General features: G+C 51.2%; 21 protein-coding genes and 1 pseudogene. 14 read left to right on the top strand and 8 right to left on the bottom strand.

Going from position 1 to position 26,004, the window contains the following annotated elements; genetic code table 11:
* Positions 1–2 precede the first annotated feature (2 nt).
* The 6 genes and pseudogenes from stdB (at position 3) to sodC (ending at position 6,370) form a co-directional block, all read left to right on the top strand.
* On the top strand, positions 3–2,492 hold the full coding sequence (gene stdB, locus F4V72_RS01970) for a fimbrial outer membrane usher protein StdB (protein ID WP_136058018.1): 2,490 nt from the start codon (positions 3–5) through the stop codon (positions 2,490–2,492).
* A gap of 40 nt (positions 2,493–2,532) precedes the next feature.
* Positions 2,533–3,276 (top strand): fimbrial biogenesis chaperone StdC, encoded by a 744-nt coding sequence (gene stdC, locus F4V72_RS01965; protein ID WP_136058019.1) that lies wholly within the window; start codon positions 2,533–2,535, stop codon positions 3,274–3,276.
* Positions 3,273–4,343 carry a fimbrial protein gene (locus F4V72_RS01960; protein WP_136058020.1) on the top strand — a complete coding sequence of 357 codons (1,071 nt, stop codon included), beginning with the start codon at positions 3,273–3,275 and terminating at the stop codon, positions 4,341–4,343. Before stdC ends, F4V72_RS01960 begins: the two co-directional genes overlap by 4 nt.
* A 110-nt stretch (positions 4,344–4,453) precedes the next feature.
* Positions 4,454–4,962 (top strand): annotated as a pseudogene (locus F4V72_RS01955) (CaiF/GrlA family transcriptional regulator).
* Positions 4,946–5,710: a transcriptional regulator gene (locus F4V72_RS01950; protein WP_136058601.1), complete on the top strand. Its 765-nt coding sequence runs from the start codon at positions 4,946–4,948 to the stop codon at positions 5,708–5,710. The pseudogene F4V72_RS01955 and the gene F4V72_RS01950 overlap by 17 nt, the downstream one beginning before the upstream one ends.
* Positions 5,711–5,839: 129 nt before the next feature.
* Positions 5,840–6,370, top strand: coding sequence for a superoxide dismutase family protein (sodC, locus tag F4V72_RS01945; protein ID WP_114049059.1), 531 nt, complete (start codon positions 5,840–5,842; stop codon positions 6,368–6,370).
* 216 nt (positions 6,371–6,586) lie between these two features.
* Here sodC and F4V72_RS01940 read toward each other — a convergent pair whose 3' ends face one another.
* The 3 genes from F4V72_RS01940 to F4V72_RS01930 form a co-directional block, all read right to left on the bottom strand.
* Positions 6,587–9,352, bottom strand: coding sequence for an autotransporter outer membrane beta-barrel domain-containing protein (locus tag F4V72_RS01940; protein ID WP_232081659.1), 2,766 nt, complete (start codon positions 9,350–9,352; stop codon positions 6,587–6,589).
* 640 nt (positions 9,353–9,992) lie between these two features.
* A complete protein-coding gene (locus F4V72_RS01935; RefSeq protein WP_023249228.1) occupies positions 9,993–10,853 on the bottom strand; it encodes a helix-turn-helix domain-containing protein in 861 nt (286 codons plus the stop codon).
* A 429-nt stretch (positions 10,854–11,282) separates the two neighbouring features.
* Positions 11,283–12,146: a nickel/cobalt efflux protein RcnA gene (locus F4V72_RS01930; RefSeq protein ID WP_121768164.1), complete on the bottom strand. Its 864-nt coding sequence runs from the start codon at positions 12,144–12,146 to the stop codon at positions 11,283–11,285.
* Between the two features lie 121 nt (positions 12,147–12,267).
* Here F4V72_RS01930 and rcnR point away from each other — a divergent pair, with 121 nt between their 5' ends.
* A complete protein-coding gene (gene rcnR, locus F4V72_RS01925) occupies positions 12,268–12,540 on the top strand; it encodes a Ni(II)/Co(II)-binding transcriptional repressor RcnR (RefSeq protein ID WP_000019952.1) in 273 nt (90 codons plus the stop codon).
* Positions 12,541–12,570: 30 nt separating this feature from the next.
* Here the strand turns inward: rcnR and F4V72_RS01920 are convergent, their stop codons facing one another.
* Positions 12,571–13,800, bottom strand: a complete 1,230-nt coding sequence (locus tag F4V72_RS01920; RefSeq protein WP_053510919.1) for an amino acid permease — start codon at positions 13,798–13,800, stop codon at positions 12,571–12,573.
* 141 nt (positions 13,801–13,941) lie between these two features.
* Positions 13,942–14,397: a multidrug/biocide efflux PACE transporter gene (locus F4V72_RS01915; RefSeq protein ID WP_023249231.1), complete on the bottom strand. Its 456-nt coding sequence runs from the start codon at positions 14,395–14,397 to the stop codon at positions 13,942–13,944.
* Positions 14,398–14,500: 103 nt separating this feature from the next.
* Between F4V72_RS01915 and F4V72_RS01910 the strand changes: the two genes are divergently transcribed.
* The 6 genes from F4V72_RS01910 to F4V72_RS01885 all read left to right on the top strand — a co-directional run bounded on the left by F4V72_RS01910 (position 14,501) and on the right by F4V72_RS01885 (position 21,339).
* On the top strand, positions 14,501–15,364 hold the full coding sequence (locus F4V72_RS01910) for a LysR family transcriptional regulator (RefSeq protein ID WP_053510917.1): 864 nt from the start codon (positions 14,501–14,503) through the stop codon (positions 15,362–15,364).
* Positions 15,365–15,486: 122 nt separating this feature from the next.
* Positions 15,487–16,665 carry an acetyl-CoA C-acetyltransferase gene (locus F4V72_RS01905; protein ID WP_053510914.1) on the top strand — a complete coding sequence of 393 codons (1,179 nt, stop codon included), beginning with the start codon at positions 15,487–15,489 and terminating at the stop codon, positions 16,663–16,665.
* A gap of 428 nt (positions 16,666–17,093) precedes the next feature.
* Positions 17,094–17,930: a 5-dehydro-4-deoxy-D-glucuronate isomerase gene (kduI, locus tag F4V72_RS01900; RefSeq protein WP_023249234.1), complete on the top strand. Its 837-nt coding sequence runs from the start codon at positions 17,094–17,096 to the stop codon at positions 17,928–17,930.
* Positions 17,931–17,986: 56 nt separating this feature from the next.
* Complete coding sequence (kduD, locus tag F4V72_RS01895) at positions 17,987–18,748, top strand: 2-dehydro-3-deoxy-D-gluconate 5-dehydrogenase KduD (protein WP_023249235.1); 762 nt, start codon at positions 17,987–17,989, stop codon at positions 18,746–18,748.
* A 353-nt stretch (positions 18,749–19,101) separates the two neighbouring features.
* Positions 19,102–20,520 (top strand): arabinose-proton symporter AraE, encoded by a 1,419-nt coding sequence (gene araE / locus F4V72_RS01890; RefSeq protein ID WP_136058024.1) that lies wholly within the window; start codon positions 19,102–19,104, stop codon positions 20,518–20,520.
* Positions 20,521–20,631: 111 nt separating this feature from the next.
* Positions 20,632–21,339 carry an aspartate/glutamate racemase gene (locus F4V72_RS01885; RefSeq protein WP_023249237.1) on the top strand — a complete coding sequence of 236 codons (708 nt, stop codon included), beginning with the start codon at positions 20,632–20,634 and terminating at the stop codon, positions 21,337–21,339.
* Here the strand turns inward: F4V72_RS01885 and F4V72_RS01880 are convergent.
* Complete coding sequence (locus F4V72_RS01880) at positions 21,311–22,246, bottom strand: LysR family transcriptional regulator (RefSeq protein ID WP_053510912.1); 936 nt, start codon at positions 22,244–22,246, stop codon at positions 21,311–21,313. The genes F4V72_RS01885 and F4V72_RS01880 overlap by 29 nt on opposite strands.
* A 117-nt stretch (positions 22,247–22,363) precedes the next feature.
* On the opposite strand from F4V72_RS01880, the gene lysA reads away from it, so the two are divergent.
* Entirely contained in the window at positions 22,364–23,626 is a 1,263-nt protein-coding gene (gene lysA / locus F4V72_RS01875) for a diaminopimelate decarboxylase (protein ID WP_023249239.1), read from the top strand.
* Positions 23,627–23,635: 9 nt separating this feature from the next.
* Here lysA and F4V72_RS01870 read toward each other — a convergent pair whose 3' ends face one another.
* Complete coding sequence (locus F4V72_RS01870; RefSeq protein ID WP_072161994.1) at positions 23,636–24,658, bottom strand: LacI family DNA-binding transcriptional regulator; 1,023 nt, start codon at positions 24,656–24,658, stop codon at positions 23,636–23,638.
* 10 nt (positions 24,659–24,668) lie between these two features.
* A complete protein-coding gene (gene galR / locus F4V72_RS01865; RefSeq protein WP_053528691.1) occupies positions 24,669–25,697 on the bottom strand; it encodes an HTH-type transcriptional regulator GalR in 1,029 nt (342 codons plus the stop codon).
* Positions 25,698–26,004 lie beyond the last annotated feature (307 nt).

Here is a 26,004-nt window from a genome sequence, read left to right as displayed (position 1 = left end):
CCATGAAAATTACCCGGCTTGCCATTCTGATTACCCTGACATTTTCCGTCCTGAAGTCGCAGGCCACGGAGTTTAATGCCAGCCTGCTGGACAGCGGGAACCTGTCCAATGTGGACCTCACGGCCTTCAGCCGCGAGGGGTATGTGGCGCCCGGTAACTATATTCTCGATATCTGGCTCAATGACCAGACGGTACGGGAACAGTATCCGGTCAGGGTTGTACCGGCTGCCGGACGCGATGCGGCCGTCATCTGTGTGACAACCGATATGGTGGCCATGCTGGGTCTTAAGGATAAGATTATTCATGGCCTGAAACCCGTTACCGGTATCCCGGACGGGCAGTGCCTTGAGCTGCGCTCCGCTGACAGTCAGGTACGGTACAGCGCTGAAAAGCAGCGTCTGACCTTCATTATCCCCCAGGCCTGGATGCGCTATCAGGACCCGGACTGGGTCCCCCCTTCACGCTGGAGCGACGGCGTCACCGCCGGACTGCTCGATTACAGCCTGATGGCCAGCCGCTACATGCCGCAGCAGGGGGAGACCTCTGACAGCTACAGCCTCTACGGCACCGCCGGGTTTAATCTCGGCCCGTGGCGGCTGCGCAGTGATTACCAGTACAGCCGCCTTGACAGCGGACATGGGGCATCGCAGTCCGATTTTTATCTGCCGCAGACGTATCTGTTCCGTGCTCTGCCCTCACTGCGTTCAAAACTGACGCTGGGACAGACGTACCTCAGTTCCGCTATTTTTGACTCCTTCCGCTTTGCCGGACTCACTTTAGCCAGCGATGAGCGCATGCTGCCGCCCTCCCTGCAGGGATATGCCCCGAAAATCAGCGGTATTGCGAACAGTAATGCGCAGGTCACCGTCAGCCAGAACGGCCGCATTCTGTACCAGACCCGGGTGTCGCCGGGGCCTTTTGAGCTTCCCGACCTGAGCCAGAATATCAGCGGCAACCTGAATGTGACGGTGCGCGAAAGCGACGGCAGCGTCCGGACCTGGCAGGTCAACACGGCCAGCGTCCCCTTTATGGCACGCCAGGGACAGGTTCGCTATAAGGTGGCCGGCGGACGTCCGCTGTACGGCGGGACGCATAACAACAGTACGGTCAGCCCTGACTTCCTGCTCGGGGAGGCCACCTGGGGAGCATTTAACAACACGTCGCTGTACGGCGGTCTCATTGCCTCCACCGGCGACTACCGGTCCGCTGCGCTCGGGATAGGCCAGAATATGGGGCTGCTGGGTGCCCTCTCCGCGGACGTCACCCGTTCAGATGCGCGGCTGCCGCACGGGCAGAAGCAGTCCGGTTACAGCTACCGTATCAACTATGCCAAAACGTTTGATAAAACCGGCAGCACCCTGGCGTTCGTCGGATACCGGTTCTCGGACCGCCATTTTCTGTCCATGCCGGAATACCTGCAACGCCGGGCCACCGACGGCGGCGATGCGTGGCATGAAAAACAGAGCTACACCGTGACTTACAGCCAGTCCGTTCCGGTACTCAACATGAGCGCGGCCCTCTCGGTAAGCCGGCTCAATTACTGGAATGCACAGTCCAACAATAACTACATGCTCAGCCTCAACAAAGTGTTCAGTCTCGGCGACCTTCAGGGGCTTTCGGCCTCGGTGTCATTTGCCCGTAACCAGTACACCGGCGGGGGCAGCCAGAACCAGGTCTACGCCACCATCAGTATCCCGTGGGGCGACAGTCGCCAGGTGAGCTACAGCGTGCAGAAGGATAACCGGGGCGGCCTGCAGCAGAACGTAAATTACAGCGATTTCCATAACCCGGACACCACATGGAACATCAGCGCCGGCCATAACCGTTATGACACCGGCAGCAACAGCAGCTTCAGCGGCAGTGTGCAGAGCCGTCTGCCGTGGGGCCAGGCGGCAGCGGACGCCACCCTGCAGCCCGGACAGTACCGCAGCCTGGGCCTGAGCTGGTACGGCTCGGTGACTGCCACCGCCCACGGTGCCGCTTTCAGCCAGTCGATGGCCGGGAATGAGCCCCGCATGATGATAGATACCGGAGACGTGGCCGGTGTGCCGGTGAACGGCAACAGCGGGGTGACCAACCGCTTCGGGGTGGGCGTGGTGAGCGCCGGCAGCAGCTACCGCCGCAGCGATATTTCGGTTGATGTGGCCTCCCTGCCGGAGGACGTGGACGTCAGCAGCTCCGTCATCAGCCAGGTGCTGACGGAAGGCGCGGTGGGCTACCGGAAGATTGACGCCAGCCAGGGGGAGCAGGTGCTCGGTCATATCCGGCTGGCGGACGGCGCCAGTCCGCCGTTTGGCTCCCTGGTGGTGTCCGGGAAAACCGGCAGAACCGCAGGGATGGTCGGGGATGACGGTCTGGCTTACCTGACCGGACTCAGCGGGGAAGACCGCCGGACCCTGAATGTGTCCTGGGATGGCCGGGTGCAGTGCAGGCTCACCCTGCCGGAAACGGTGACACTCAGCCGGGGGCCGCTGTTACTGCCCTGCAGATAAAAATATCCCTGTCACAGAGCAGGACTAAAGGAGAAAACAGGTGAAAAACAGCAGAATAAGCCGTGTGATTTTACTCGCACTGGTGGCAGCATGGAGCCAGTGCAGCCCGGCGGCCGTCAACGTCGACCGGACCCGTATTATCATGGATGCGCCGCAGAAAACGGTGGCCATCACGCTGAATAACGATGACAAAACCACGCCGTTCCTGGCGCAGTCCTGGGTGACGGATGCTGACGGGGTGAGAACGGATGCGCTGATGGCGCTGCCACCGCTGCAGCGTATTGATGCCGGACAGAAATCCCAGGTCCGTATCACCCAGGTTCGCGGGCTGACAGACAAGCTCCCTCAGGACAGGGAAACGCTGTTCTGGTTTAACGTGCGGGGCGTTCCCCCGAAGCCGGAAGACGACAACGTCCTGCAACTGGCCATGCAGAGCCAGCTGAAACTGTTTTACCGTCCGAAAGCCATTATCAGAAGCAGCAGTGACCAGCCGGAAAGAAAGCTGACTGCTGAACGGGAAGCGGGGCGCCTGACATTAAAAAATCCGACGCCGTACTACATCACTGTGGCGTGGCTGGGAGCAGACCGCAGCCACAGGCTCAGCGGTTTCCGCGAGGGCGTGATGGTGCCGCCCCTGGGGAGCCTGCCTTTAAAGGCTGTTCTGCCGGCAGAAACCCGGACGCTGTGGGTGGGGTATATTGATGATTACGGCGGACTGCAGATGAACCGCTACGCCTGTGATGCCCTGAACTGCGCGTTTAAGGACGCAGGGGCGACATCATGACAGAACGATTATTCAATATGAAATCACTGATACTGTCAGGTGTGTTTCTGTTTTTTGCTGTCAGTGATTCTGCACGGGCAAATATCGACTGGTCATATTGTAATGCCACTGGGAGTGTTAACATCCAGAATATTAATATTAAAGCAGGGCAATATAGCGCAGGTGATGAACTGCAGAAAATTAAAGACATTCCCTTCAGTTATACCTGCATCACTACAATTAAAACTTATTCAGAACCTTATAATGCCACTATCAGTCTTAAGAATGTGCAACCAATGGTGGATGCCCTGAAAAAGAGCGGTCTTGGTATTGAGCTGTTTATTCAGGAGGGTAGTCGAGATCCTGTTAATTTTTCATGGCGGGAGATACAGGCAGGTTTTGCCGGCTGGGCCAGCTCAAAGATATTTGGGCAAGAGTTGGAACAGAATAAAACATATAATCTGAGTGGAAAACTTACTGTACGTATTTATGTTGAACAAAGTTTTAAATATGGTTTTTTGAACATAAACATTCCGGCAAGTACATTTGATATTCTTCCCTATAAACCATCAACCGTACCGCCACCATCTAAACCGTATACATCTTTGTCGGTTTCCGCCTTTAATATCAGAATGATTCCTGACAACTCAGGCAGGGTTATTATCTCTCCTTCTACTACCATCAATATGGGGCGTTTTTATACGGAATATAAGGAAACCATGGTGCCCAGGGAAGTACCTTTCACCGTTACAGCACAACAGAATGTCGGAACGCAGATCCCGTTCGTCGCCCCACTGGCTATAGAGTTCAGGACCAACGGTCTGACACTGGCAGATGCTGACAGCACCGTGATTCTTAAGAATAATAAACAAGAAAACAATGGCTTCGGACTGTCGGTAATTGATGTGGATAATGACACACCAGTTAAATTTAATATGAAAGCAGATATGGGACCTATCCATCTTGATAACGGTGCCGGTGGCAGAATTATAAAGCACTACAAAGCAAAAGTAGAAGCCATACCAGGAGCGAAAATTAAAACAGGTGATTTTTCGGCAGCAATGACAGTTATTGTTACTTACAATTAACAGGATTAAATGCCATTTACTGATAGTTAATTAAAAATAGATATGAATTTATCTTTATGATTATTTTTTTTTGCTTCTCGGTCTTTTTCACAAAAAAACGGAGAGTCTGCATGTCTTCTGATAAAAAAACAAAAGAAAAGATAGTTTTTTCAGGTAACGATATTCATTATCCCGGACAGACCAACCATGATGCCTGCTTTATTCCGGAAAGTGTCCGCCAGTATGCCGGCGAGCCCCTGTATATCATCGTGGCACACTGGTGTCTGTTGCAGCAGAACTGGGTGCAGCGTAACCAGATATCAGAGGCGTTTCACATCACGGCCAGACGGGCCAGCTACCTGATTGCCTACCTGCGAAGCAAAACATCACGGGTGGTCAGCGTCTGCCGTCACCAGACCCTGCCCAATAAAGCCCTGCGCTATGAAATTTATGTTTTCCGGGTTCTTGACAGCCCCACCCCGTCCACGCGCCGTGAAAAGGCCGGACCGCCGCCGGTATCAAAACGCCGGGTCGGTAACGGTGACAGGTCGATGGCAAATGAACTGTGGAACCGGCTGTGCAGTAACAGAATGCGGGAAAAATCCTGAAAAGGAAAGTGAATGATGGCGACGACGTATAACCGGTCAGTCACGCCCCGGCAGGTTATTATTCTCGGTGACTGCTGGCCGGTGACGACCGCTGTGGCACATCTGGTCCGGACATTTCTGCCGGGCAGCGACTGTGAAAGCACATATAGGCTGCCAGCGCTGTTGCAGCAACTGCGCCGGAAACCGGAGGCCATACTGATACTGTGTTTGCGTCCCCGTGAACATCTCTTTTTGTTCTATGCCCTGAGGCAGGTGCTGCCGGAGCACCCGGTGATGGTCATCAGCGATGAGCTGCTTTTCAGTGACCGGGTGGTACTGAAGGTGTACGGGGGTATCCCGGCGCTGCCGGAGCAGGCGCTGGAGGAGATACTTATCCGGGTGCGGCGGGGTGAACAGTGGTCCGGGGGGGCACGTCTGCGGGTGACGGGAACACTGGAGGGGTTTCTGTTATCACCGACCCCGGTGACGGGTTTTCTGGAGGTGCCACCGATATTTAACAGTCCGAAGCGGCTGATGAACTGTATGGACCATCTGATGCACCGGGAGATACTGGCATGTGGAGTGAGCCTGGCCCAGTTACGTTTGCTTCAGGAAGTTTACCGTGGACGGGGAAGGTTATCAGCGCTATGTGGGAGGCTGAATACGCAGGAGAAGCAAATCTGGCAGGACAAATACCGGTTACTGGTGAAGCTGGGAATGCGGAACCGGTTACGGGAACTGCTGTTTGGTACCCGGTTTTGTAAATCACTGCAGCGAACTCCGTTTATTGCTCCGCAGTAACCCGCATCCGGCGACCACATCACAATAGCCCCGACAGGCCGAATATCTGGCACGAAGATGACAAAAATGTAATGGAATTTTCAGGCTGAAAACATTAACTATAAGGTCTATATAACAGGAGTGGATAAGATGAAAAAAAGGGTCAGCGCATTGATATTAGGTGTTTTTTTTGTGGCTGGAGTCACGTCCGCTGCCACAATGAGTATTCCGATGAATGAAGCCCTGCCTTCAGGAAGCGGAAAGGCGCTCGGGGAGATTACCGTAACAGAAACACCTTATGGTTTACTGTTTCAGCCACATTTGTCTGGTCTTGTTGCCGGGATACATGGTTTCCATGTGCATACTCACCCAAGCTGTTTGCCGGGGCTTGAAAATGGTAAAGAAGTCCCTGCGTTGCAGGCGGGCGGGCATCTCGATCCGGGAAAAACAGGCAAGCACATGGGGCCTTACAATGATAAAGGACACCTGGGAGATTTACCTGGTCTGGTGGTGAATGCAGATGGAACCGCAACTTATGAACTGCTGGCTCCCCGCTTGAAATCTCTGTCGGAACTGAAGGGGCATTCTCTGATGATCCATGCTGGCGGGGATAATTACTCTGATAACCCAGCTAAACTTGGTGGAGGAGGGGCGCGTTTTGCCTGTGGTGTAGTAGAATAAACGACAGAAAACCATTCAGGCGGAGCACTGAATGTATGGCCTTTCATAACAGTATGATGAGTAAAAATGCTTCTGGAATGAAACTCGAAGCGATAGCTTCCCGGTACAGTAGATGCCCACTGTACCGGGTTAGCCAGATATTTATTCGAGGTAACGTGTCTGGTGGGGGCCCGTATTATGCGGCGGGACGGGCAGCATGCCGCCCCGTGTAGCATCTCAGAACGACCATGACATGCCTACCGTCGCCCGCCAGGGGGATTGTACTCCGGCCCCATCCCCGTAACCGGCGCTCAGATGCCCTGTCAGATTATCCGTAATTTTGGCATGTACCCCAGTCTGAAATACACCTATCATGCCGGACAGATCATTATTAAAACGGTCCCTGTTATTGATAGTCACCTGATTATTATTAGCCAACTCCTGTCGTGCAGAAATTTTCAGCCATGGCTGTAGTTCACCCCCATTGCTCAGTATCAGGCGATAATCCATACCCAGGCCAGCCTCTGCTCTTAGCATACGCGTAGTATCCACGTCAGCCTGCATACCATTAGAAAGGGCATATTTCCGGGCGCTGCCCGTAAAACCGGTAAATGCCATATATGGTGTCGCACTCCAGTTATTGTTGCTTAATCGTATCCCGCTTTCCAGGTGAGCCCCAATGCCCCAGGTACGATAATCACCATCCGCAGCGCCTCCGTTATTCATTCGCCCCTTAACGTTATTGTCGAAAAGATTGGCCTTCGCGATGCTATCCAGATAAAAACCGCTTTCGTGCTGTAATCCAGCGTAAGCGCCGAAGGAATAGCTGTCCACGTAACCTTCGCCACCGCGCGAAAAGCCAATATTCGAGTGTGAATAGCTGAAAAATGCCCCCAGCGTACCCGAACTCTTTTCATACTGTGAAAGGCGATCAATGCCCATGATCAGACCTCCAAGCGTTTGTTTAAACTCGGCTCCCGCAGAGGTGGAGACGTTATTCCGGGTATTGTACTGCGTCATCCATAATGGGTCGTCACGCCCGGCCATTTTTCTGGCTTGCAAACGCTCCCGTACACTTTCCAGTTCAGCATCAAATACCAGCGGCTGTACTGCTGCCATATTTAAAACCGCTGCAGTTGATGCCGAAATACGCCGTTTTATATTCTCAGCCGGTAATTCTGGCTGCGGCAGCGGGTCTGGCTGCGGCGCCGGGTCAGGCTGTGGCACCGGGTCTGGCTGTGGCGCCGGGTCAGGCTGCGGCGCGGGGTCTGGCTGCGGCGCCGGGTCTGGCTGCGGCACCGGGTCAGGCTGCGGCACCGGGTCAGGCTGCGGCAGCGGGTCTGGCTGTGGCAGCGGGTCTGGCTGTGGGGCTGGTCTCAGATCCGGGCTGAGTAACCAGCTTCCGCTATTATTTTCTTTCAGTCTGTATTCCCATGTGCCCAGTTCAACGAGCCCTCCTTTATTTCCGAGGGTAAAAACAGCACCTCCTCCTCCTGTTTTGACCAGCAACAGGCTGTCATCTGAAGTCGGACTGACTCCGGAGTCCTGAACAAACAACCGAAACGAACCTGTCGCATTTCCGGTTATGTTCAAAAGATCTCCTTTACCACTGGCCACCTCTGTGTGCATATAAAAATCGCCATTACCGGACAGACTGGATAAATTCAGTGTATTCCAGCCTGTGGAGGCACCCGGAGGGGTGTTATAAAGCGCAACACTGCCTCCTGACAGGGCCAGGCTGTTCAGAATGTACAGACAGTTTGTGGTACACGCGCCAGCATTGTTTAACTGCAGGCTGGCATCATTACTCACCGTCATATCTGCGCCGGATGAGTCCGCGCCGTAACTTAAAACAATCCGTCCTTTGTCCGAAATGGTGATGTCTCCTGTAATAACAGGCTTCATGTTGTTCCTTGCAGGTTCAAGGTAGAGCCCGGCATCCTGACCTGATACGTCCACATTATTTACCGTTCCGCTATATACATACACGGCTCCTCCGTGAGTAACAGTGGTATCAGTGGCTACAGAATTATCAAATACGGCCAGGCGCCCACCATTATTAATGACGGTACCGGAAACTAAGGTGTTCCCGCGTATATTCTGAGAACCGTTATTAATAGTGGTATCAGTGATATTTCCATTTAATACTTCGAAATGCCCACCATTATTCACAACGGTGTTTTTAATAACGGTTGATAAGTTCGCAGCATCAAGGCGTCCGCCATTAATGACGGTATTCGATACAGATCCGCCATGTGCGTATAGCTCCCCGTAGTGATTGATGGTTGTGTCCGTGACAGAACCGCCAGTCACATTCTGGGTGCCCCCATCATTAATAATCGTGTTTGTGACAGAACCGCCAGTCACATTCTGGGTGCCCCCATCATTAATGATCGTGTTTGTGACAGAACCGCCAGTCACATTCTGGGTACCCCCATCATTAATGATCGAGTCCGTGACAGAACCGCCCTCCACATTCTGAATACCTCCATTGTTAATAGTGGTATCACTGGCTTTGCCTCCAGACTGAATATATTGCTGTCCGGACTCGATTATCGTATTTTTAGCAATGCCGGATACATATTGAACTCCACTATTACTTAATGTTGTATTTATTGCCTGCCCTGAACCATAAACAGACTGATATCCACCTTTAATAAGGGTGCCTTCTACCAATCCTGATATTTTTTGCTCGCCGGAAATGGTTGTATTTAATGCAAAACCATCGACATACTGAATTCCACCTGTATGGATAATGGATGACTCATCTGTCGCGTTTTTATTTACCTCCATAATACCACCAGACTCAATATTTATACCATTACTTCTGGCACCATTATCGAGAGTAAGCCGACCGGATGACACAACCGTACTGTCTGTAACAGAGTCGCCATTGGTCAATATTTGATGATAGTCTATGATGTTGTGATTGTAATCCGCGGCAAATACTGCTGTGTGGTAATACAGAGCACTGGAGATAAAACCAAAAAAATTTAATTTCACAAGTTCTAAAGCCTTATTTATGACGAATGTCTTGCTAAAAAATATTACTAATGTACGAAAATCAGTAATAATAAAAGGTTATACCTGGCATAATACGAAATGGAGGTAAACTCTAAATTACTATGTGTATCAAAACATCTCCTCTATGCTGATAAATTCATATGGTTATGTTTTTAGAGTGAAATTTACAAAGCGTATTAACCATACCAGAAAAAACTATTTTGCATAAAATTATCCTGAATCATTAAGCGCTATGAAATAATAAATGATGAAAAATACGATGAGTAATAGTTTTGTAACCCGTTAGTCATATACCAGGTCATAAACCAAACCGTCAGCATACCGGTAAAGCTAGTAAATCCTTCGAAACTGAAGCCGTTTGTATTCATTGATTATTCCATTAGTTTCGTTATAGGGTGCAGCAGAGAACGCATCTGTAGTCTTACACCGTGTTTCTTCGAAACGGTCGCGACCATTTCAGATAGCAGGTCGCTCACATATCATGTAATTACATTATTATTGTTAAGGTTTATTTTTTTAGTTGTCATTTTTATGATGAAGACTACTCACATGATGACAAAAGGTTTAATTATATATTCCCTGAGCTAAAGTTTTCTCTAACATAGACTTGAACTGCTAGTTAATCTACTGGGATAAAATAATCACATATAAACTCTGGATCATCATCATAGAAATTGATTGTATAATGAAAGAGTTCTATATCTGCGCCACTCCGTCGGTGTAGTTTTGTTTTTGGTAAAATATTCATATAAATATAGTGGCTAAATTTTGAATAATCGCTCCACTTGCCATTAAATACAAATTTAATATAACGTCCGCCTTCTATGTAGAAAGTATCATGTTTTGCAGATTTTTTCTCTACTTCGACACCCGATAACATAGTAATATCAATAACATCACGAATAGCTGAATATCGATTTCTCGGTGGTAAAAAATTTGACGCAATAACAATGTCAGTTTTATATAATTCGGAATAATACCGTATTTTCTTTAGTCTATTTCTTTTTGATTCTAATGTTGGAGTACGCAAAATTTTTTGCTGATAGAAACATTCGTCGCCACTAACATATATTCCGGAACGCTCGATTATACAGCTATCAACGTGCCAGCAGTTATCAAAATTAATAGCTGATACGAGTAAAGATAAATCCCATGAGGGTAAATTTCTGTACTCTGTCGGGGTCATATTAAATGTACGCTTAAATGCCCTGCCAAAGTTTTGTGCGCCGCCAAAATGAACTCGGTGGGCAATTTCAATAACGCTGAGTTTTGTCAAGCGTAGAAGTGTTGCCGCCCGGCACATTTTTCTCTGCCGCATATAAGTCCCGACCGGTAAACCAAATTCCTTTTTAAACATTAGTTGGACCGCTCTGCGACTGTATCCGGTATAATTAACTAAATCATCAATTGTTTTATCCTCTTCAATGTGATCCTCAATCCATCTTACAAAATGCTGCACTATTTTTTTTTCATAGCTCATCTCCCGTTGACGCCTGCCATATTAGCGGAAAAATCTTATACAGTATGCTCATTTTGTGCAAAAAGCCGGAGACAGGTTGCTCTGACTGTAGAAACACACGCATTAACACGCAAATTCTTACTGCTCGGGTTATAGGGGCAGTATGATGAAGTTGAAAGGTCAGAAACGATACCGCCCCAGCGACTGAAAACCCAGCGGGGGGAGCTCCTTTTTAGGTTGATAAAAATGGGTATCGATCTTTCTTTCGCTTTTTCCCGCCCCCGTTAACATCGACGATGCAACACACGGGTTAATCCCAAATACGTAAACTGATGCTATCTGCATGTCCGGGAAAATGACCCGGCAAGATCGAAGGTAAACAGCAATCCGCAGGAGCGACGCGAAAAGACGCCAGAATAATGATACGACCTGAGCAGAAGCGTTACGTATTTACTGCATAATCCCGGTATAGCCATGAAACCCCATATACAGACCGACCAGACCAATCAGAACGCTCGAAAAATAGGGGGCCCGCCGGGCGAGCGTCGTAAAACCACTCCAGCGCTTTGCTGCCTGTTGAACGCTTATCGCCGCGCCAACGCCTACCGTCACCAGCGTTAATGCCAGGCCAAGACTAAAGCACAGCACCATCGTGGCGCCCAGCGTAAACGCGTTAAGCTGGATACAAATCAGTAAAACAGTGATCGCAGCCGGACAGGGGATAAGCCCTCCGGTCAGGCCGAACAGCAGGATCTGTCCATTTGTCACTTTTTGACCATGAAAACGGCGTTGAATATCGGCAGCATGGGCGCGTTCATGGGCATCCTGATACGCTTTTGACATTGCGCCTTCCGGATGTATGTGACCATGATGGTCGTGGTCGTGGTCGTGGTCGTGGTCGTGGTCGTGGTCGTGGTCGTGGTCGTGGTCGTGGTCGTGGTCGTGGTCATGGTGATTTCCCGCCAGCCACTGCTGCTCGCCTCGCCATGTCCGCCAGAACATCCAGCACGCGGTGCTCAGAATAATGATCGCGGAAATCAACTGCAGCCATGGTTCCACTGATTCAGCGGTGAAGGCCCGGCTAAGATACATCCCACCCAGCGCGATTAACCAGACGATCCCTGTGTGAGAAAGCGTTGCCGCCAGGCCGAGCATAACTGCCTGTTTAACCGTGCCTTTTATGGCAATGATAAAGGCCGCCATCATGGTTTTGGAATGCCCGGGTTCAAGCCCATGCAAAATGCCTAATAAAATGGCGCTGGGAATGAAGAACCAGCCGTTTCCTTGCTGAAGAAGTGTTGAAAATTCACCCATGAGAATGATTCTTAGTTGTTTTATGTGGGCGTTATTCTACTCCCCCCCAGTATGTAATACTACCCCCCAGTAGCATCGTAATGCTATAATTTGTATTTATTAATGTTAATAAGGTGTAGTAATGTCACATACCATCCGGGACAAACAAAAGCTTAAAGCCAGAACCAGCAAGATTCAGGGGCAGGTGATAGCGCTAAAAAAAATGCTGGATGAACCGCATGAATGCGCGGCTGTTTTACAGCAGATCGCTGCGATTCGCGGTGCGGTAAATGGGTTAATGCGCGAGGTGATTAAAGGGCATCTGACCGAGCATATCGTCCATCAGGGGGATGAAGCCAGACGTGAAGAAGATCTGGACGTAATATTAAAGGTGCTGGATTCTTATATAAAATAGCCGGGAGTCATATCCCGGCTATCTTCTCCTTTAGCCGAAAAACATCACCGATACGCAAAGTAAACCGACTACCAACGTAATGAAATTACCTACTGAACGATAGGGTTTTAATGCCGGTATCAGGTACGTTGACAATGTGGGCATAATAAATAGGATCATCGCAATGAGCGGGCCGCTAATGGCATAAATCATTGAAATGGCGTTCGGGTTAATACAGCAAATAATAAACGTAATCCCGGAAACCAGCATGATAGACAGTGCGCGATTGAACGCCCGGCTTTTTTTCACGCCGACCTGCTGTAAGGTGGTTCTTACCATTTCGGTTGCGCCCTCAATGACGCCGAAATAGGTGCCGAGGAAAGATTTCGACATGGCCACGACGGCAACGATAATACCGGAAATAGAGAGCCAGGCCGGCGCATTGGGCATCATCGAGAGCGCGGAAAGGATGGTAACACCTTCGTTGCGAGCGTCTTCAATGTATGATGGCGGAATGGAGAGCAGGCAGCTAAAGACAAAGAACAGCACGCTCAGGCAGATAATCAGGTAGGCGACCTTCATGATCTTTTTGCATTTACCCATGGCCTGCTCGCCAAAATTTTCCCGTCTGTCGATGGCAAACGTCGAAATAATGGGCGTATGGCTAAAAGCAAAAACCATCACCGGAATAGAAATCCATACCTGGTGCAGCGTGTGACTATCAAAAGACATTTGCCCGGTCAGTAACGAGGGTTGCCAGCTTCCGGTTAAGTATAGCGAAAGAAACAAGAAGTAAGCGATAAGCGGAAAGACCAAAAAGCCCATTACGCGAATAGTGACATGTCTTCCCATTAAAAAAATCATATTCAGGATAAGTACTACGCCGAAGCTAACTAACATCCGGATGCGAATATCTATCTGAATATGCTTCGCTAATTGCTCTGTCAGGGAGTTGGTAATAGCCACAGCATAAATTAATACCACGACAAAAAACGCAATGAAATAAAGCGCGGTGATAATACTGCCGATTTTCTTGCCGTAATAATGAGTAACGGCACCAGTAATTCCCTCACCTGCAGAAGTCTTTGAAGAAAGAATAAACTGACACAGCGCCTTATGTGGCCAGTATGTTAGAGGCCAGGCGACCAGCGCGGTAATAAATAGCACGATTGCGCCTGCTGATCCCAACTGGATGGGAAGGAAAAGGGTGCCTGCGCCTACAGCCGTTCCGTATAATGCAAAACTCCAGAGAGTCTCATCTTTTGACCAAATTTTAGACATTATTTGAATTTATCAACTATAAAACACACAAAAAGAAGCGTAATTTACCATAAATAGCGTCAGTTGGGGGCGTTTTAAGCAGGTAGATGTCGCGGAGTAAGGGCGCCGGAACAGTTGCGATCCCGGCAAAAAAGAGCAATATCATGCACTAACGTGTTGTTGGCGGCGAGTCACTATTCGCTGGCGTAAAACATCATATGCCCAGTTGTACAGCATCGTGTACGGCAAAAAGAACAAGAAGAAACTAATTTCCAGAGTGAATGCCTGTAGCAGGCTGACGTTCAGTACCCAGGCGACGATACTCACGCCGATGACGATAAACCCGCTTTCAAACCCTAACGCATGGAACGCGCGGACTTTGGCGGTTCGTCTCACCCGGTGCGTCGGCCACAGCCGATCAAACAGAACGTTATAAATGATATTCCAGATCATGGCCGTCGTTGCCAGCAATATCGTCAGGCCGCCCATCTCCAGTACCGAGCGCTGCATTAGCCAGGCGGTAGCAGGCGCCAGTATCGCAGTCGCGATACCTTCAAAACAGACAGCATGGAAAATACGCTCCGGCAGCGAGCGACGTTGTATTGCGTCATGTTGCATAAACGAAAAAACCTTACTCTTCACCAGACTAAAAAAATTTCAGCTATTTTATCGTTTAATATGATACATAAAAGATAACATCCATCGATAAAGTAGATAGGTTATGCGTTATTCCCCTGAAGCATTAATGGCATTTGTTGAGACCGTCTCTTGCGGTTCGTTTTCTGCGGCGGCGCGCCGCTTGCGTAAAAGCCAGTCCACCATTAGTACCGCCATTGCGCATCTGGAGGCGGATCTGGGATTTTCATTATTTAATCGTTCATCGCGCCAGCCCGTTCTGACCGAAGAAGGAAAACGGGTACTTAGCTATGTTCAGGCTATTTTATCGGCGAGCGACCGTCTGGATGAGGTGGCGCTGGCGTTATCCGGCGAGACGGAGGCGAGACTCACGTTCGTTCTCTCTGATACCCTGCATCCAGACAGCCTGGAAGAGTTAATGGCGCAGTTTGATCGTCAATTCCCGCATACCGGCTTTGAATGCTTGATCGGAGAAAATGATGATGTCATCGACCTGTTGCAAAAAGGGCGCGCCCAGATAGGACTGATTGAAGCGCGTGATGACTATCCCACAGACATTGGCGCGACGCGTCTGCCTGTTCAAAGCTGGATGGGGGTTTATGTGGCGACCACCCATCCGTTGGCATTACAGACGAACCTACAATGGGAGCAACTGCATACCTGGCGCGAGCTGCGTCTGAATACCTACCTTGAATCTAACACCAACATTACGCGCGGCCCGGCCTGGTCAGCGCCAAACTATTTATTACTGTTGAGCATGGCGGCTCAGGGATTTGGCTGGTGTGTGTTGCCCTGTGCGCTGGTGGAGGAGTTTGCGGCGGAAAAACCGCTGACGCAACTAGATGTTCCTGGCTGGCCGAGGGCGATTGCTATTGATTTGCTATGGAACAAGAAGACGCCGCCCGGAACGGCGGGGAACTGGCTTCGCTATCATCTGCAGCAGAAATAAGCTACGCCACCGTCAAATTAGCGTCATTTCCTTTGTGATAAAACTCACCTTTTTTAAACAATCAAGATAACTAATTTTAACAATGCTCTACTATGGCGGTGTCATTTTGCGCTGAGGTGGTAATGAAAGAGGTTGTGATCGTGGGGGCCTTACGGACACCCATCGGCTGTTTTCAGGGAACGCTGGCCCGTCATTCCGCCGTCGAGTTGGGGAGCATGGTCGTAAAAGCGTTAATTGAGCGCACCGGCGTGGACGCTAATGCTATCGATGAGGTCATCCTCGGTCAGGTGCTGACGGCTGGCGCCGGGCAGAATCCGGCACGCCAGTCAGCCATCAAAGGAGGACTGCCTACTACCGTTTCCGCTATTACCATTAATGACGTTTGTGGTTCCGGTTTAAAAGCGTTGCACCTGGCGACGCAGGCTATTCAGTGCGGCGAAGCGGACATTGTTATCGCGGGCGGGCAGGAGAATATGAGCCGTGCGCCGCATGTCCTCAATGACAGCCGTACTGGCGCGCTGCCTGATGCCGACAATCTGGTGGATAGTCTGGTACATGATGGTTTATGGGATGCCTTCAACGATTATCACATTGGCGTGACGGCAGAAAACCTGGCGCGGGAATATGGCATCAGCCGTGAATTACAGGATGCTTATGCGCTCAGCTCGCAGCAAAAGGCCAGGGCCGCGATTAATACCGGACGTTTTAAAGATGAGATTGTCCCCATCGTCACGCAACGTAACGGGCAGGCTATGATTGTCGATACGGATGAACAACCGCGGGCCGATGCCAGCGCGGAAGGGTTAGCCCTGCTGCATCCGGCGTTTGATAGCCTGGGTTCGGTGACGGCGGGTAATGCCTCCTCAATCAACGATGGTGCCGCTGCGGTGATGATGATGAGCGAGACGAAAGCCCTGGCGCTGGGGCTGCCGGTGCTGGCGCGCATCCGCGCGTTTGCCAGCGTCGGCGTCGATCCTGCGCTAATGGGGATTGCGCCGGTATATGCTACCCGACGCTGTCTGGAGCGTGCCGGCTGGCAACTGGCGGAGGTCGATCTTATCGAAGCCAACGAAGCGTTTGCCGCTCAGGCGCTGTCGGTAGGAAAAATGCTGGAATGGGATGAGCGACGGGTAAATGTTAACGGAGGCGCTATTGCGCTGGGGCATCCTATTGGCGCTTCCGGTTGTCGAATTCTGGTTTCACTGGTGCATGAAATGGTTAAACGCGACGCGCGAAAAGGCCTGGCGACGCTTTGTATAGGCGGTGGTCAGGGGGTCGCTTTGACTATTGAACGCGACTGATCCTGCGTCAGCCATCCTTTTCCTTCTTCAGTACTCCTGTCATAAAAAAGCCCTCCATCAAGAGGGCAAAGCCAGTTACAGAAACGCCTATTTCGTTGTAGCGCAGAACGTCTTGCCGCGGACGTTACAGACACGTATCACCTTTAGTTCATTTCGCACATCAGACCCATTTCTCAAACAAGCGCTAATTTTTATCTGAGTCACCTCATACCGCGTCTGGCGCGCAGGTCTGAAAATCAGAGAAGGGCGTAAGTTTTAGCGCCGATCGTGATCGCTACGGCAGTTTCAAAAATAACCAACTGTAAAAATGAAACGATGTTTTATTTATTGTTGAAAACCTTTATCCAGGCGACTATGATGCCGTTAAATAAATCAAAACGATGTTTTGATTTTATGTCGTCGCGATCGATTTATTAATGGAGGGGAAGGTGGACGTAAGGCAAAGTATCCATAGCGAGCACGCTAAAACGCTGGACACTCAGGCGCTGCGACGCGAGTTTTTGATAGAAAACATTTTTGTCGCTGATGAATATACGATGGTCTACAGCCATATCGACCGCATTATTGTCGGCGGCATTATGCCCGTCAGTCATACCGTCGAAATCGGCGGGGAAGTGGGTAAACAGCTTGGCGTCTCCCGATTACTGGACCGCCGCGAACTGGGCGTCATTAATATTGGCGGCGCGGGCGTCATTATCGTTGACGGGCAGCGCCATGACATTGGTCATCGCGATGCTCTGTATATTGGCAAAGGGGCGAAAGAGCTGGTTTTCGTCAGCAATGAGGCGAGCAGACCGGCGAAGTTTTATTACAACTGCGCGCCAGCGCATACCGCTTATCCGACGAAAAAAGTGACGCCTGCCGACGTTGCACCTGTCACCTTAGGCGATAACCTCACCAGTAACCGTCGCACTATCAATAAATACTTCGTTCCGGATGTACTGGAAACCTGTCAGCTCAGTATGGGACTCACCGAACTGGCGCCCGGCAATCTATGGAACACCATGCCATGTCATACCCATGAACGCCGTATGGAGGTTTACCTCTATTTCAACATGGAAGAAGACAGTTGCGTCTTCCATATGATGGGGCAACCTCAGGAAACTCGTCATATTGTGATGCGTAATGAACAGGCGGTTATTTCTCCAAGCTGGTCAATACATTCCGGCGTTGGCACCAAAGCCTATACGTTTATTTGGGGCATGGTGGGGGAAAACCAGGTCTTCGATGACATGGATCACGTTGCGGTAAAAGATCTGCGCTAGTCGCGACCGGTGATAACGCCTGTCCGTGACAGGCATGACAAAAGTAAGGATTAACAATGATTTTGAATGCATTCTCTCTTGAAGGTAAAGTTGCGGTTGTTACAGGTTGCGATACCGGGCTGGGTCAGGGTATGGCTTTAGGACTGGCGGAAGCGGGCTGTGACATCGTCGGTATTAATATCGTTGAACCGACGGAAACCATTGCGCGCGTTACCGCTCTGGGACGTCGTTTTTTAAGCCTGACGGCCGATCTGCGTCAAATCGATGGTATTCCGGCGCTCCTGGAACGGGCGGTAGCGGAATACGGTCATATTGATATTCTGGTGAATAACGCGGGCTTGATCCGTCGTGAAGATGCGATTGATTTCACGGAAAAAGACTGGGATGACGTCATGAACCTGAATATCAAGAGCGTGTTCTTTATGTCTCAGGCGGCGGCAAAACATTTTATTGCCCAGGGCAACGGCGGCAAAATTATTAATATCGCCTCTATGCTCTCCTTCCAGGGCGGTATTCGCGTTCCGTCTTATACCGCGTCGAAAAGCGGCGTAATGGGAATAACGCGCCTGATGGCGAACGAGTGGGCGAAACACAATATCAATGTGAATGCTATCGCGCCGGGCTATATGGCTACCAATAATACCCAGCAATTACGCGCTGATGAACAACGTAGCGCCGAAATTCTCGACCGTATTCCGGCTGGACGTTGGGGACTTCCGGGCGATTTAATGGGCCCTGTAGTTTTCCTGGCATCCAGCGCCGCTGATTATATTAACGGCTATACCGTAGCGGTAGATGGCGGTTGGCTGGCGCGTTAAATCGCTAACGGCAAATGAGTTTCTGGGAAAATTGACTCTTTGACCGAAAAAAACTGACAAGACCCTGTCCTCGCGCAGGGTTTTTTATAATCTCATTAACATAGTCCATATTGTGGATTTAACTTAATCCATATGTCGTTAAATAATAGCCATGACCAATGCTTTAATTCATTGAAATATTAGTGGGTTAAAAAAATATCTTAAAATGGCGTTAAGTTTTAAAAGTGTAATATCCATCACATATCGCTATAGCGTAGCCATTTAATCCATATTTATGCCGTTTCCAGCCTGACACTTGAGGAAGAGTATCCCGTAATTTCAGGCTATGTCTTACTCTGTTGTGGCAGGAAAATATGGTCTCTATTAATCATGACTCTGCTTTAACGCCGCGTTCGCTTCGCGACACACGACGTATGAATAGGTTTGTTTCGGTTTCTGCGGCGGTCGCGGGACTGTTATTTGGTCTGGATATCGGCGTTATCGCCGGGGCGCTGCCTTTTATTACCGACCATTTTGTGCTGACCAGCCGGCTGCAGGAATGGGTCGTCAGCAGTATGATGCTTGGCGCGGCAATTGGCGCATTATTTAACGGCTGGCTTTCATTCCGGCTTGGGCGTAAGTATAGCCTGATGGTCGGCGCGATTTTGTTTGTGCTCGGCTCGCTGGGATCGGCGTTTGCTTCCAGCGTAGAAGTATTGATTAGCGCCCGCGTGATACTGGGCGTAGCGGTAGGGATTGCGTCCTATACCGCGCCGCTTTATCTCTCTGAAATGGCAAGTGAAAATGTTCGCGGCAAAATGATCAGTATGTATCAACTGATGGTGACGTTAGGCATTGTGCTGGCTTTTTTATCCGATACGGCATTCAGCTACAGCGGCAACTGGCGCGCGATGTTGGGCGTGCTGGCGCTGCCTGCGGTGTTGCTCATTATTCTGGTGGTATTCCTGCCGAATAGTCCGCGCTGGCTGGCGCAAAAAGGTCGCCATATCGAAGCGGAAGAGGTGCTGCGTATGCTGCGTGATACCTCGGAAAAAGCCCGTGATGAACTGAATGAGATTCGGGAAAGCCTCAAACTCAAGCAGGGTGGGTGGGCATTATTTAAAGCTAACCGCAATGTTCGCCGCGCCGTGTTCCTTGGTATGCTGCTACAGGCAATGCAGCAGTTCACCGGCATGAACATCATTATGTACTATGCGCCGCGCATTTTTAAAATGGCTGGCTTTACCACCACGGAACAGCAAATGATCGCCACGCTGGTGGTTGGACTGACCTTTATGTTCGCGACTTTTATCGCCGTCTTTACGGTAGATAAAGCCGGACGTAAACCGGCGTTAAAAATCGGTTTCAGCGTAATGGCGTTAGGGACATTGGTGTTGGGCTACTGCCTGATGCAGTTTGATAACGGTACGGCATCAAGCGGTCTCTCCTGGCTTTCCGTTGGGATGACGATGATGTGTATCGCCGGTTACGCGATGAGCGCCGCTCCGGTAGTGTGGATACTGTGTTCGGAAATTCAGCCGCTGAAATGTCGTGACTTTGGCATTACCTGTTCAACCACGACAAACTGGGTATCGAACATGATCATCGGCGCGACATTCCTGACCCTGTTGGACAGCATTGGCGCGGCAGGTACGTTCTGGCTCTACACCTCGCTGAATATCGCTTTTATCGGCATCACTTTCTGGCTGATCCCGGAAACCAAAAATGTCACCCTGGAGCACATCGAACGCAAGCTGATGGCGGGCGAGAAGCTAAAAAATATTGGCGTGTAATCACCCCTCCCATGCCGGATGACGCCTGTTATCCGGTATGATGAAAAACAGACTGGAAACGGATGTGTAAGTTTGCTTCACTGCCATAATGTTTTAAAAAAGGAGAGCGCAGTGAAAACGATCGGGCTGTTGGGTGGTATGAGCTGGGAATCGACTATTCCTTATTACCGTCTAATCAATGAAGGTATTAAACAGCAGTTGGGAGGCCTGCACTCGGCGAGCTTACTGCTGCATAGCGTAGATTTTCACGATATTGAAATATGTCAACGCCGCGGTGAATGGGATAAAGCGGGCGATATTCTGGCGCAGGCCGCGCAGGGGTTACAACAGGCGGGGGCAGAAGGCATTGTGTTATGTACTAATACCATGCATAAAATCGCGCATATTATTGAATCTCGTTGTGCTCTGCCTTTCTTACACATCGCGGATGCTACCGGGCGAGCCATTGTCCGTCAGGGGTTGCGTCGAGTGGCGCTATTAGGGACTCGCTATACGATGGAGCAGGATTTTTATCGCGGGCGGCTGGAACAGCAATTTGCGATTGAGACCATGGTGCCGGAGGCGGACGATCGGGCGCGAATCAATCAGGTGATTTTTGACGAGCTCTGTCAGGGGAAATTCACTGACGCGTCGCGCCACTATTATTTACAGGTTATCGAACAACTGGCGGCGCAAGGCGCGCAGGGCGTTATTTTTGGCTGCACTGAAATTGGTCTGCTTGTTCCCCAGGCGCAAAGCGCGCTACCGGTTTTCGATACCACGGCAATTCATGCCGCAGATGCCGTGACCTTTATGCTTTCGTCATCGGCCCCAGAATAACCTCCAGCGGTTCGACCAGGCGCGAAAGATGCGTTTGTAAATGCTTACTGAAGGCGTCAACCAGCGCGGAGGCGGGGCGGTGTAGCGGGCGAATCAGACTGACGGTAAAGGGCACATCAATGCTAAAGCGGCGGACGGTGACGCCGCTGGCGGCATAGTCCAGCGCGGTCAGCGGGTTAACGATCGAAATGCCCGCTCCGGCGCGCACCATCGCGCAGACGGAGGCCGCGCTATGCGTTTCCACCACCATTCTGCGCTTCACCTGATGTTCGGCAAATAACGTATCCAACAACTGTCGATAACTGTCCAGACGGGAGAGGCTGATAAAGTTTTCCCCCTGAAAATCGTCCGGCATGAGTACGGTTTTGGCGGCAAGCGGATGGTCGCAGGGCAGTACGCATACTTCATTCAGCGTCAGTAACTCGGTGCGGGTTGTTCCTGCCGGGGCATGAAGCGTCTCCGTCAGCCCTAAGTCGTGGCGCTGGGCGGAGAGCCACTCTTCCAGCAACGGCGACTCCTGCGGCACAATATTCAGGCTGACATCCGGATAACGCGCCAGAAAAGGTGGTAGCAGCGGCGGCAAAAAGGATTGTGAAAAGACCGGCAGGCAGGCGATAGAGAGCTCGCCCTGGCGGAATTCGCGCAGGCTTTCCGCCGCGCTGACGATGCGATCCAATCCATACCAGGAGCGTTGTACCTCTTCGAACAGGCGTAGCCCTTGTACCGTCGGATGTAAGCGTCCGCGCGTGCGCTCAAACAGCGTTAATCCCAGCACTTTCTCAAAACGCGCCAGCTCGCGACTGACGGTAGGCTGTGAGGTATGCAGCAGCCGCGCCGCTTCGGTGAGATTTCCGGCGGTCATTACGGCGTGAAAAATTTCAATGTGACGTAAATTAACGGCAGCCATACGTTTCCCCGAATAATTTATCCCATATCATTTTTGCATAGACTGACGATAAAACGATATTTTTTATTCCTTTTAAGGTATGGCGTAATCGTTAAAAAGCCTGTTCCGGAGTTTGTTATGTCATTGCCGCATTATTACGCAGAAACCGACCTTAACGCTGAAAATTTGCTCAGATTGCCTGCCGAATTCGGCTGTCCGGTCTGGGTATATGATGCGCACATTATTCGCCGTCAGATAGCTGCCCTACAGCAGTTTGACGTCGTGCGCTTTGCGCAAAAAGCCTGTTCGAACATTCATATCCTGCGTTTAATGCGCGCGCAGGGCGTAAAGGTGGATTCTGTTTCATTGGGGGAGATCGAACGTGCACTGGCGGCGGGCTACGATCCGCAAACGCGTCCTGATGATATCGTTTTTACCGCCGATGTGATTGACGCCGCCACGCTGGCGCGCGTGAGCGAACTGCATATTCCGGTCAATGCCGGCTCGGTAGATATGCTGGCGCAGCTTGGTCAGATTTCCCCGGGGCATCGCGTCTGGCTACGCGTGAACCCTGGCTTTGGTCATGGCCACAGCCAGAAAACCAACACCGGGGGCGAAAACAGCAAACACGGCATCTGGCATAGCGATCTTCCGGCGGCGCTGGCGGTAATGCAGAAATACCGACTGAAACTTGTCGGTATCCATATGCACATTGGTTCCGGCGTCGATTATGGCCATCTGGAACAGGTTTGTGGCGCGATGGTACGCCAGGTGCTGGAATGTGGTCAGGATTTGGACGCGATTTCGGCAGGCGGCGGCCTCTCGATACCTTATCGCGAGGGAGAAGAGTCCGTTGATACGCGCCATTACTATGGTCTGTGGAACGCGGCGCGCGAGCAAATCGCCCGTCATCTGGGACATGCGGTCAAACTTGAGATCGAACCCGGACGTTTTCTGGTGGCGCAATCGGGTGTGCTGTTGACGCAGGTGCGTAGCGTAAAACAGATGGGAAGCCGCCATTTCGTCCTGGTAGATGCTGGTTTTAACGATCTGATGCGCCCGGCGATGTACGGTAGCTATCACCGTATTTCGGCTCTGGCGGCGGATGGTCGCGCGCTTGAAAACGGCCCGTGGGTCGAGACGGTGGTAGCCGGGCCGTTATGCGAATCAGGCGATGTTTTTACACAGCAGGAAGGGGGAATGGTCGAAACGCGCCCCTTACCTGCGGTCATCCCCGGCGATTACCTCGTATTGCACGATACCGGCGCGTACGGCGCGTCTATGTCATCGAATTACAACAGCCGCCCGCTCCTGCCGGAAGTGCTGTTTGATAACGGTCAGGCGCGGCTGATCCGCCGTCGTCAGACCATTGAAGAGCTGTTAGCGCTGGAGATGCTCTGAAGAGCTTCATTAGGCCGGGCGTTGAAAAAACGGGCCGGCGGCGACGGACTCGCGCAGAATCAGCGTGCCGGTAAAGGGCGGGATCGGGGCGACCGGCTCGCTGTTCGCCAGGCGGACGGCCTGATCGATCGCGGTGGCGATCATATCCTCAATGGGTAAATAGACCGTCGAAAGCCCCGGCTCAAGCCAGGTTGCGCCCGGCGCATCGTCAAAGCCAAACAGCGACACATCCTGCGGGATGCGTAATCCGGCATGGCGCAGCGCTTTTGCTGCGCCCAGCGCCGTGTCATCATTACAGGCGAATAGCGCGCTAAACGTGACGCCTTCCTCCAGTAATTCCCGACAGGCGTCATAGCCGCGCGTCAGCGTGTAATCGCCGTATTTCACTTTTGCCGACTGCCAGGGAATGCCATATTTTTCCAGCGCCTTGCGATAACCCGCTACGCGTGATGTGCCGGTGGGGGTATGAACAGGCACCGTAATACAGGCGATATCGCGATGGCCCTGCGCAATCAGATATTCCACCGCCTGGAATGCAGCCGCCTCCTGCTCAAAGAAAATAGCGCGGTCGCGGGCCTGAATGACGTTGCGATTAATAATCACCAGCGGCATTTCCGTGGCGTCAATCAACGACAAAATCGCCGGCTCATCCATATAGCGGGTATAAAGAATAATAGCGTCGCACTGTCTGTCGGCCAACATTTGTACGGCTTCCTGCTCCCGTTCCGGCGTATCGTGACCATCGGTGACGATCAACTGCTTGTTATGAGACTCCGCCTGGCGCGACGCCCGGCGCAACAAACTGCCAAAATAGAAGCCGTCAAACGTAGAGACGACCAGACCGATGCTGTTGCTGGTGCGATTCGCCAGCGAGCGCGCCAGCAGGTTGGGGCGATAGTCCAGCGCCTGCATCGCCGTAAACACTTTCTGGCGCGTACTTTCTTTTACCTGCCCGGTCCCATTCAGCACTCGTGAGACGGTGGCTTTTGATACGCCCGCATGGCGGGAAACATCCAGCATTGTCGCCATCATGCTACCCTGATTAATCGGTTGTCGACAGGTGCCCGGTATCCGTTGGCGTGGATACCGAATGTCGGCGTACTAGTGTCGGACTAAACACATGAGTCACTTCCGGCGTAGGACATTTCCCTGCCAGCGCTAACGCCAGTTCCGCCGCCTGTGTCGCCATGGTGACGATCGGATACCGAATTGTGGTCAGCCGGGGACGCACATAGCGTGAGACCAGAACGTCATCAAAACCGATGAGCGATACTTCGCCCGGCACCCCCACGCCATTATCATTTAATACTCCCATCGCGCCAGCCGCCATCGAGTCGTTATAGCAGGCCACCGCGGTAAAATTTCTGCCGCGACCTAATAACTCAGTCATCGCCTGCTCGCCGCCGCTTTCATCCGGTTCGCCGAACGTCACCAGCCGATCGTTAGCCGGAATATGGCTTTCCGCCAACGCATCGTAATAGCCCTTCAGGCGATCTTCGGCATCGGAGATGGTGTGATTGGAACAGATATACCCAATACGCGTATGACCTTGCTGGATCAGATGTCGGGTCGCCAGCCATGCCCCGTAACGGTCATCCAGCGCGACACAGCGGTGTTCGAACTCCGGTAAAATGCGGTTTATTAGCACCATGCCGGGGATTTGCTTCATTAATGAGGCCAGGTCCGCATCCGGGATCATTTTGGCGTGAACCACTAACGCTGCGCAACGGTGACGAATCAACTGTTCAATAGCCTGATGCTCTTTTTGTTCGTTGTGATACCCGTTGCCAATCAGTAAAAAATTGCCGGTGTGATACGCCACTTGTTCAACGGCTTTCACCATCGCGCCGAAAAAAGGATCGGAAACGTCGCCGACCACCAGACCGAGGGTTTCCGTTGCCTGCTGTGCCAGCGCGCGCGCGTTGGCGTTAGGGTGATAACTAAGGGACTCCATTGCGCTGGTCACCGCCAGCCGGGATGCTTCGCTGGCTTTTGGCGAATCGTTAATAACGCGAGAAACGGTGGCGACTGAAACACCGGCCAGTCGGGCTACATCTTTTATGGTCGCCATGATAATACCTATAGTGGGTAAACGCTTACATTACGCCAGTTTTACGGAAAATGAACGTCTGTTCAAGCCTCTTGCCCCGCGGTGTCGGGCAAATGTGACCTGTACGGGCGAAATGCGTCTGTAAAGTGACAATACAAATCTTTCGTTACAGTTTGCGAAGCGATGTTGCGATTGTCTACTGGCAGGCCAGCGAGTCAGGTTGATAGAGTAGTGATCCCAGAGGTATTGATAGGTGGAATCAACGTTATTGTTGATCACACGAATTACACCAACCTGCGTAGAGATGCGCAGGTTTTTTTTTGTTTCG

Source organism: Salmonella enterica subsp. diarizonae (assembly GCF_008692785.1).
Classification (GTDB): Bacteria; Pseudomonadota; Gammaproteobacteria; order Enterobacterales; family Enterobacteriaceae; genus Salmonella; species Salmonella diarizonae.
This window is presented reverse-complemented; position numbering and strand designations above follow the sequence as displayed.

Bases quoted from the DNA above. Each gene is read 5' to 3' on its own strand.
- lysA (WP_023249239.1), top strand. From the start codon at position 22,364: ATGTCATTGCCGCATTATTACGCAGAAACCGACCTTAACGCTGAAAAT.
- F4V72_RS01880 (WP_053510912.1), bottom strand. From the start codon at position 22,246: ATGGCTGCCGTTAATTTACGTCACATTGAAATTTTTCACGCCGTAATG.
- F4V72_RS01950 (WP_136058601.1), top strand. From the start codon at position 4,946: ATGGCGACGACGTATAACCGGTCAGTCACGCCCCGGCAGGTTATTATT.
- kduD (WP_023249235.1), top strand. From the start codon at position 17,987: ATGATTTTGAATGCATTCTCTCTTGAAGGTAAAGTTGCGGTTGTTACA.
- rcnR (WP_000019952.1), top strand. From the start codon at position 12,268: ATGTCACATACCATCCGGGACAAACAAAAGCTTAAAGCCAGAACCAGC.
- F4V72_RS01960 (WP_136058020.1), top strand. From the start codon at position 3,273: ATGACAGAACGATTATTCAATATGAAATCACTGATACTGTCAGGTGTG.
- sodC (WP_114049059.1), top strand. From the start codon at position 5,840: ATGAAAAAAAGGGTCAGCGCATTGATATTAGGTGTTTTTTTTGTGGCT.
- araE (WP_136058024.1), top strand. From the start codon at position 19,102: ATGGTCTCTATTAATCATGACTCTGCTTTAACGCCGCGTTCGCTTCGC.
- F4V72_RS01870 (WP_072161994.1), bottom strand. From the start codon at position 24,658: ATGATGGCGACAATGCTGGATGTTTCCCGCCATGCGGGCGTATCAAAA.
- F4V72_RS01910 (WP_053510917.1), top strand. From the start codon at position 14,501: ATGCGTTATTCCCCTGAAGCATTAATGGCATTTGTTGAGACCGTCTCT.
- F4V72_RS01935 (WP_023249228.1), bottom strand. From the start codon at position 10,853: ATGAGCTATGAAAAAAAAATAGTGCAGCATTTTGTAAGATGGATTGAG.
- F4V72_RS01905 (WP_053510914.1), top strand. From the start codon at position 15,487: ATGAAAGAGGTTGTGATCGTGGGGGCCTTACGGACACCCATCGGCTGT.
- F4V72_RS01915 (WP_023249231.1), bottom strand. From the start codon at position 14,397: ATGCAACATGACGCAATACAACGTCGCTCGCTGCCGGAGCGTATTTTC.
- F4V72_RS01920 (WP_053510919.1), bottom strand. From the start codon at position 13,800: ATGTCTAAAATTTGGTCAAAAGATGAGACTCTCTGGAGTTTTGCATTA.
- F4V72_RS01930 (WP_121768164.1), bottom strand. From the start codon at position 12,146: ATGGGTGAATTTTCAACACTTCTTCAGCAAGGAAACGGCTGGTTCTTC.
- galR (WP_053528691.1), bottom strand. From the start codon at position 25,697: ATGGCGACCATAAAAGATGTAGCCCGACTGGCCGGTGTTTCAGTCGCC.
- stdB (WP_136058018.1), top strand. From the start codon at position 3: ATGAAAATTACCCGGCTTGCCATTCTGATTACCCTGACATTTTCCGTC.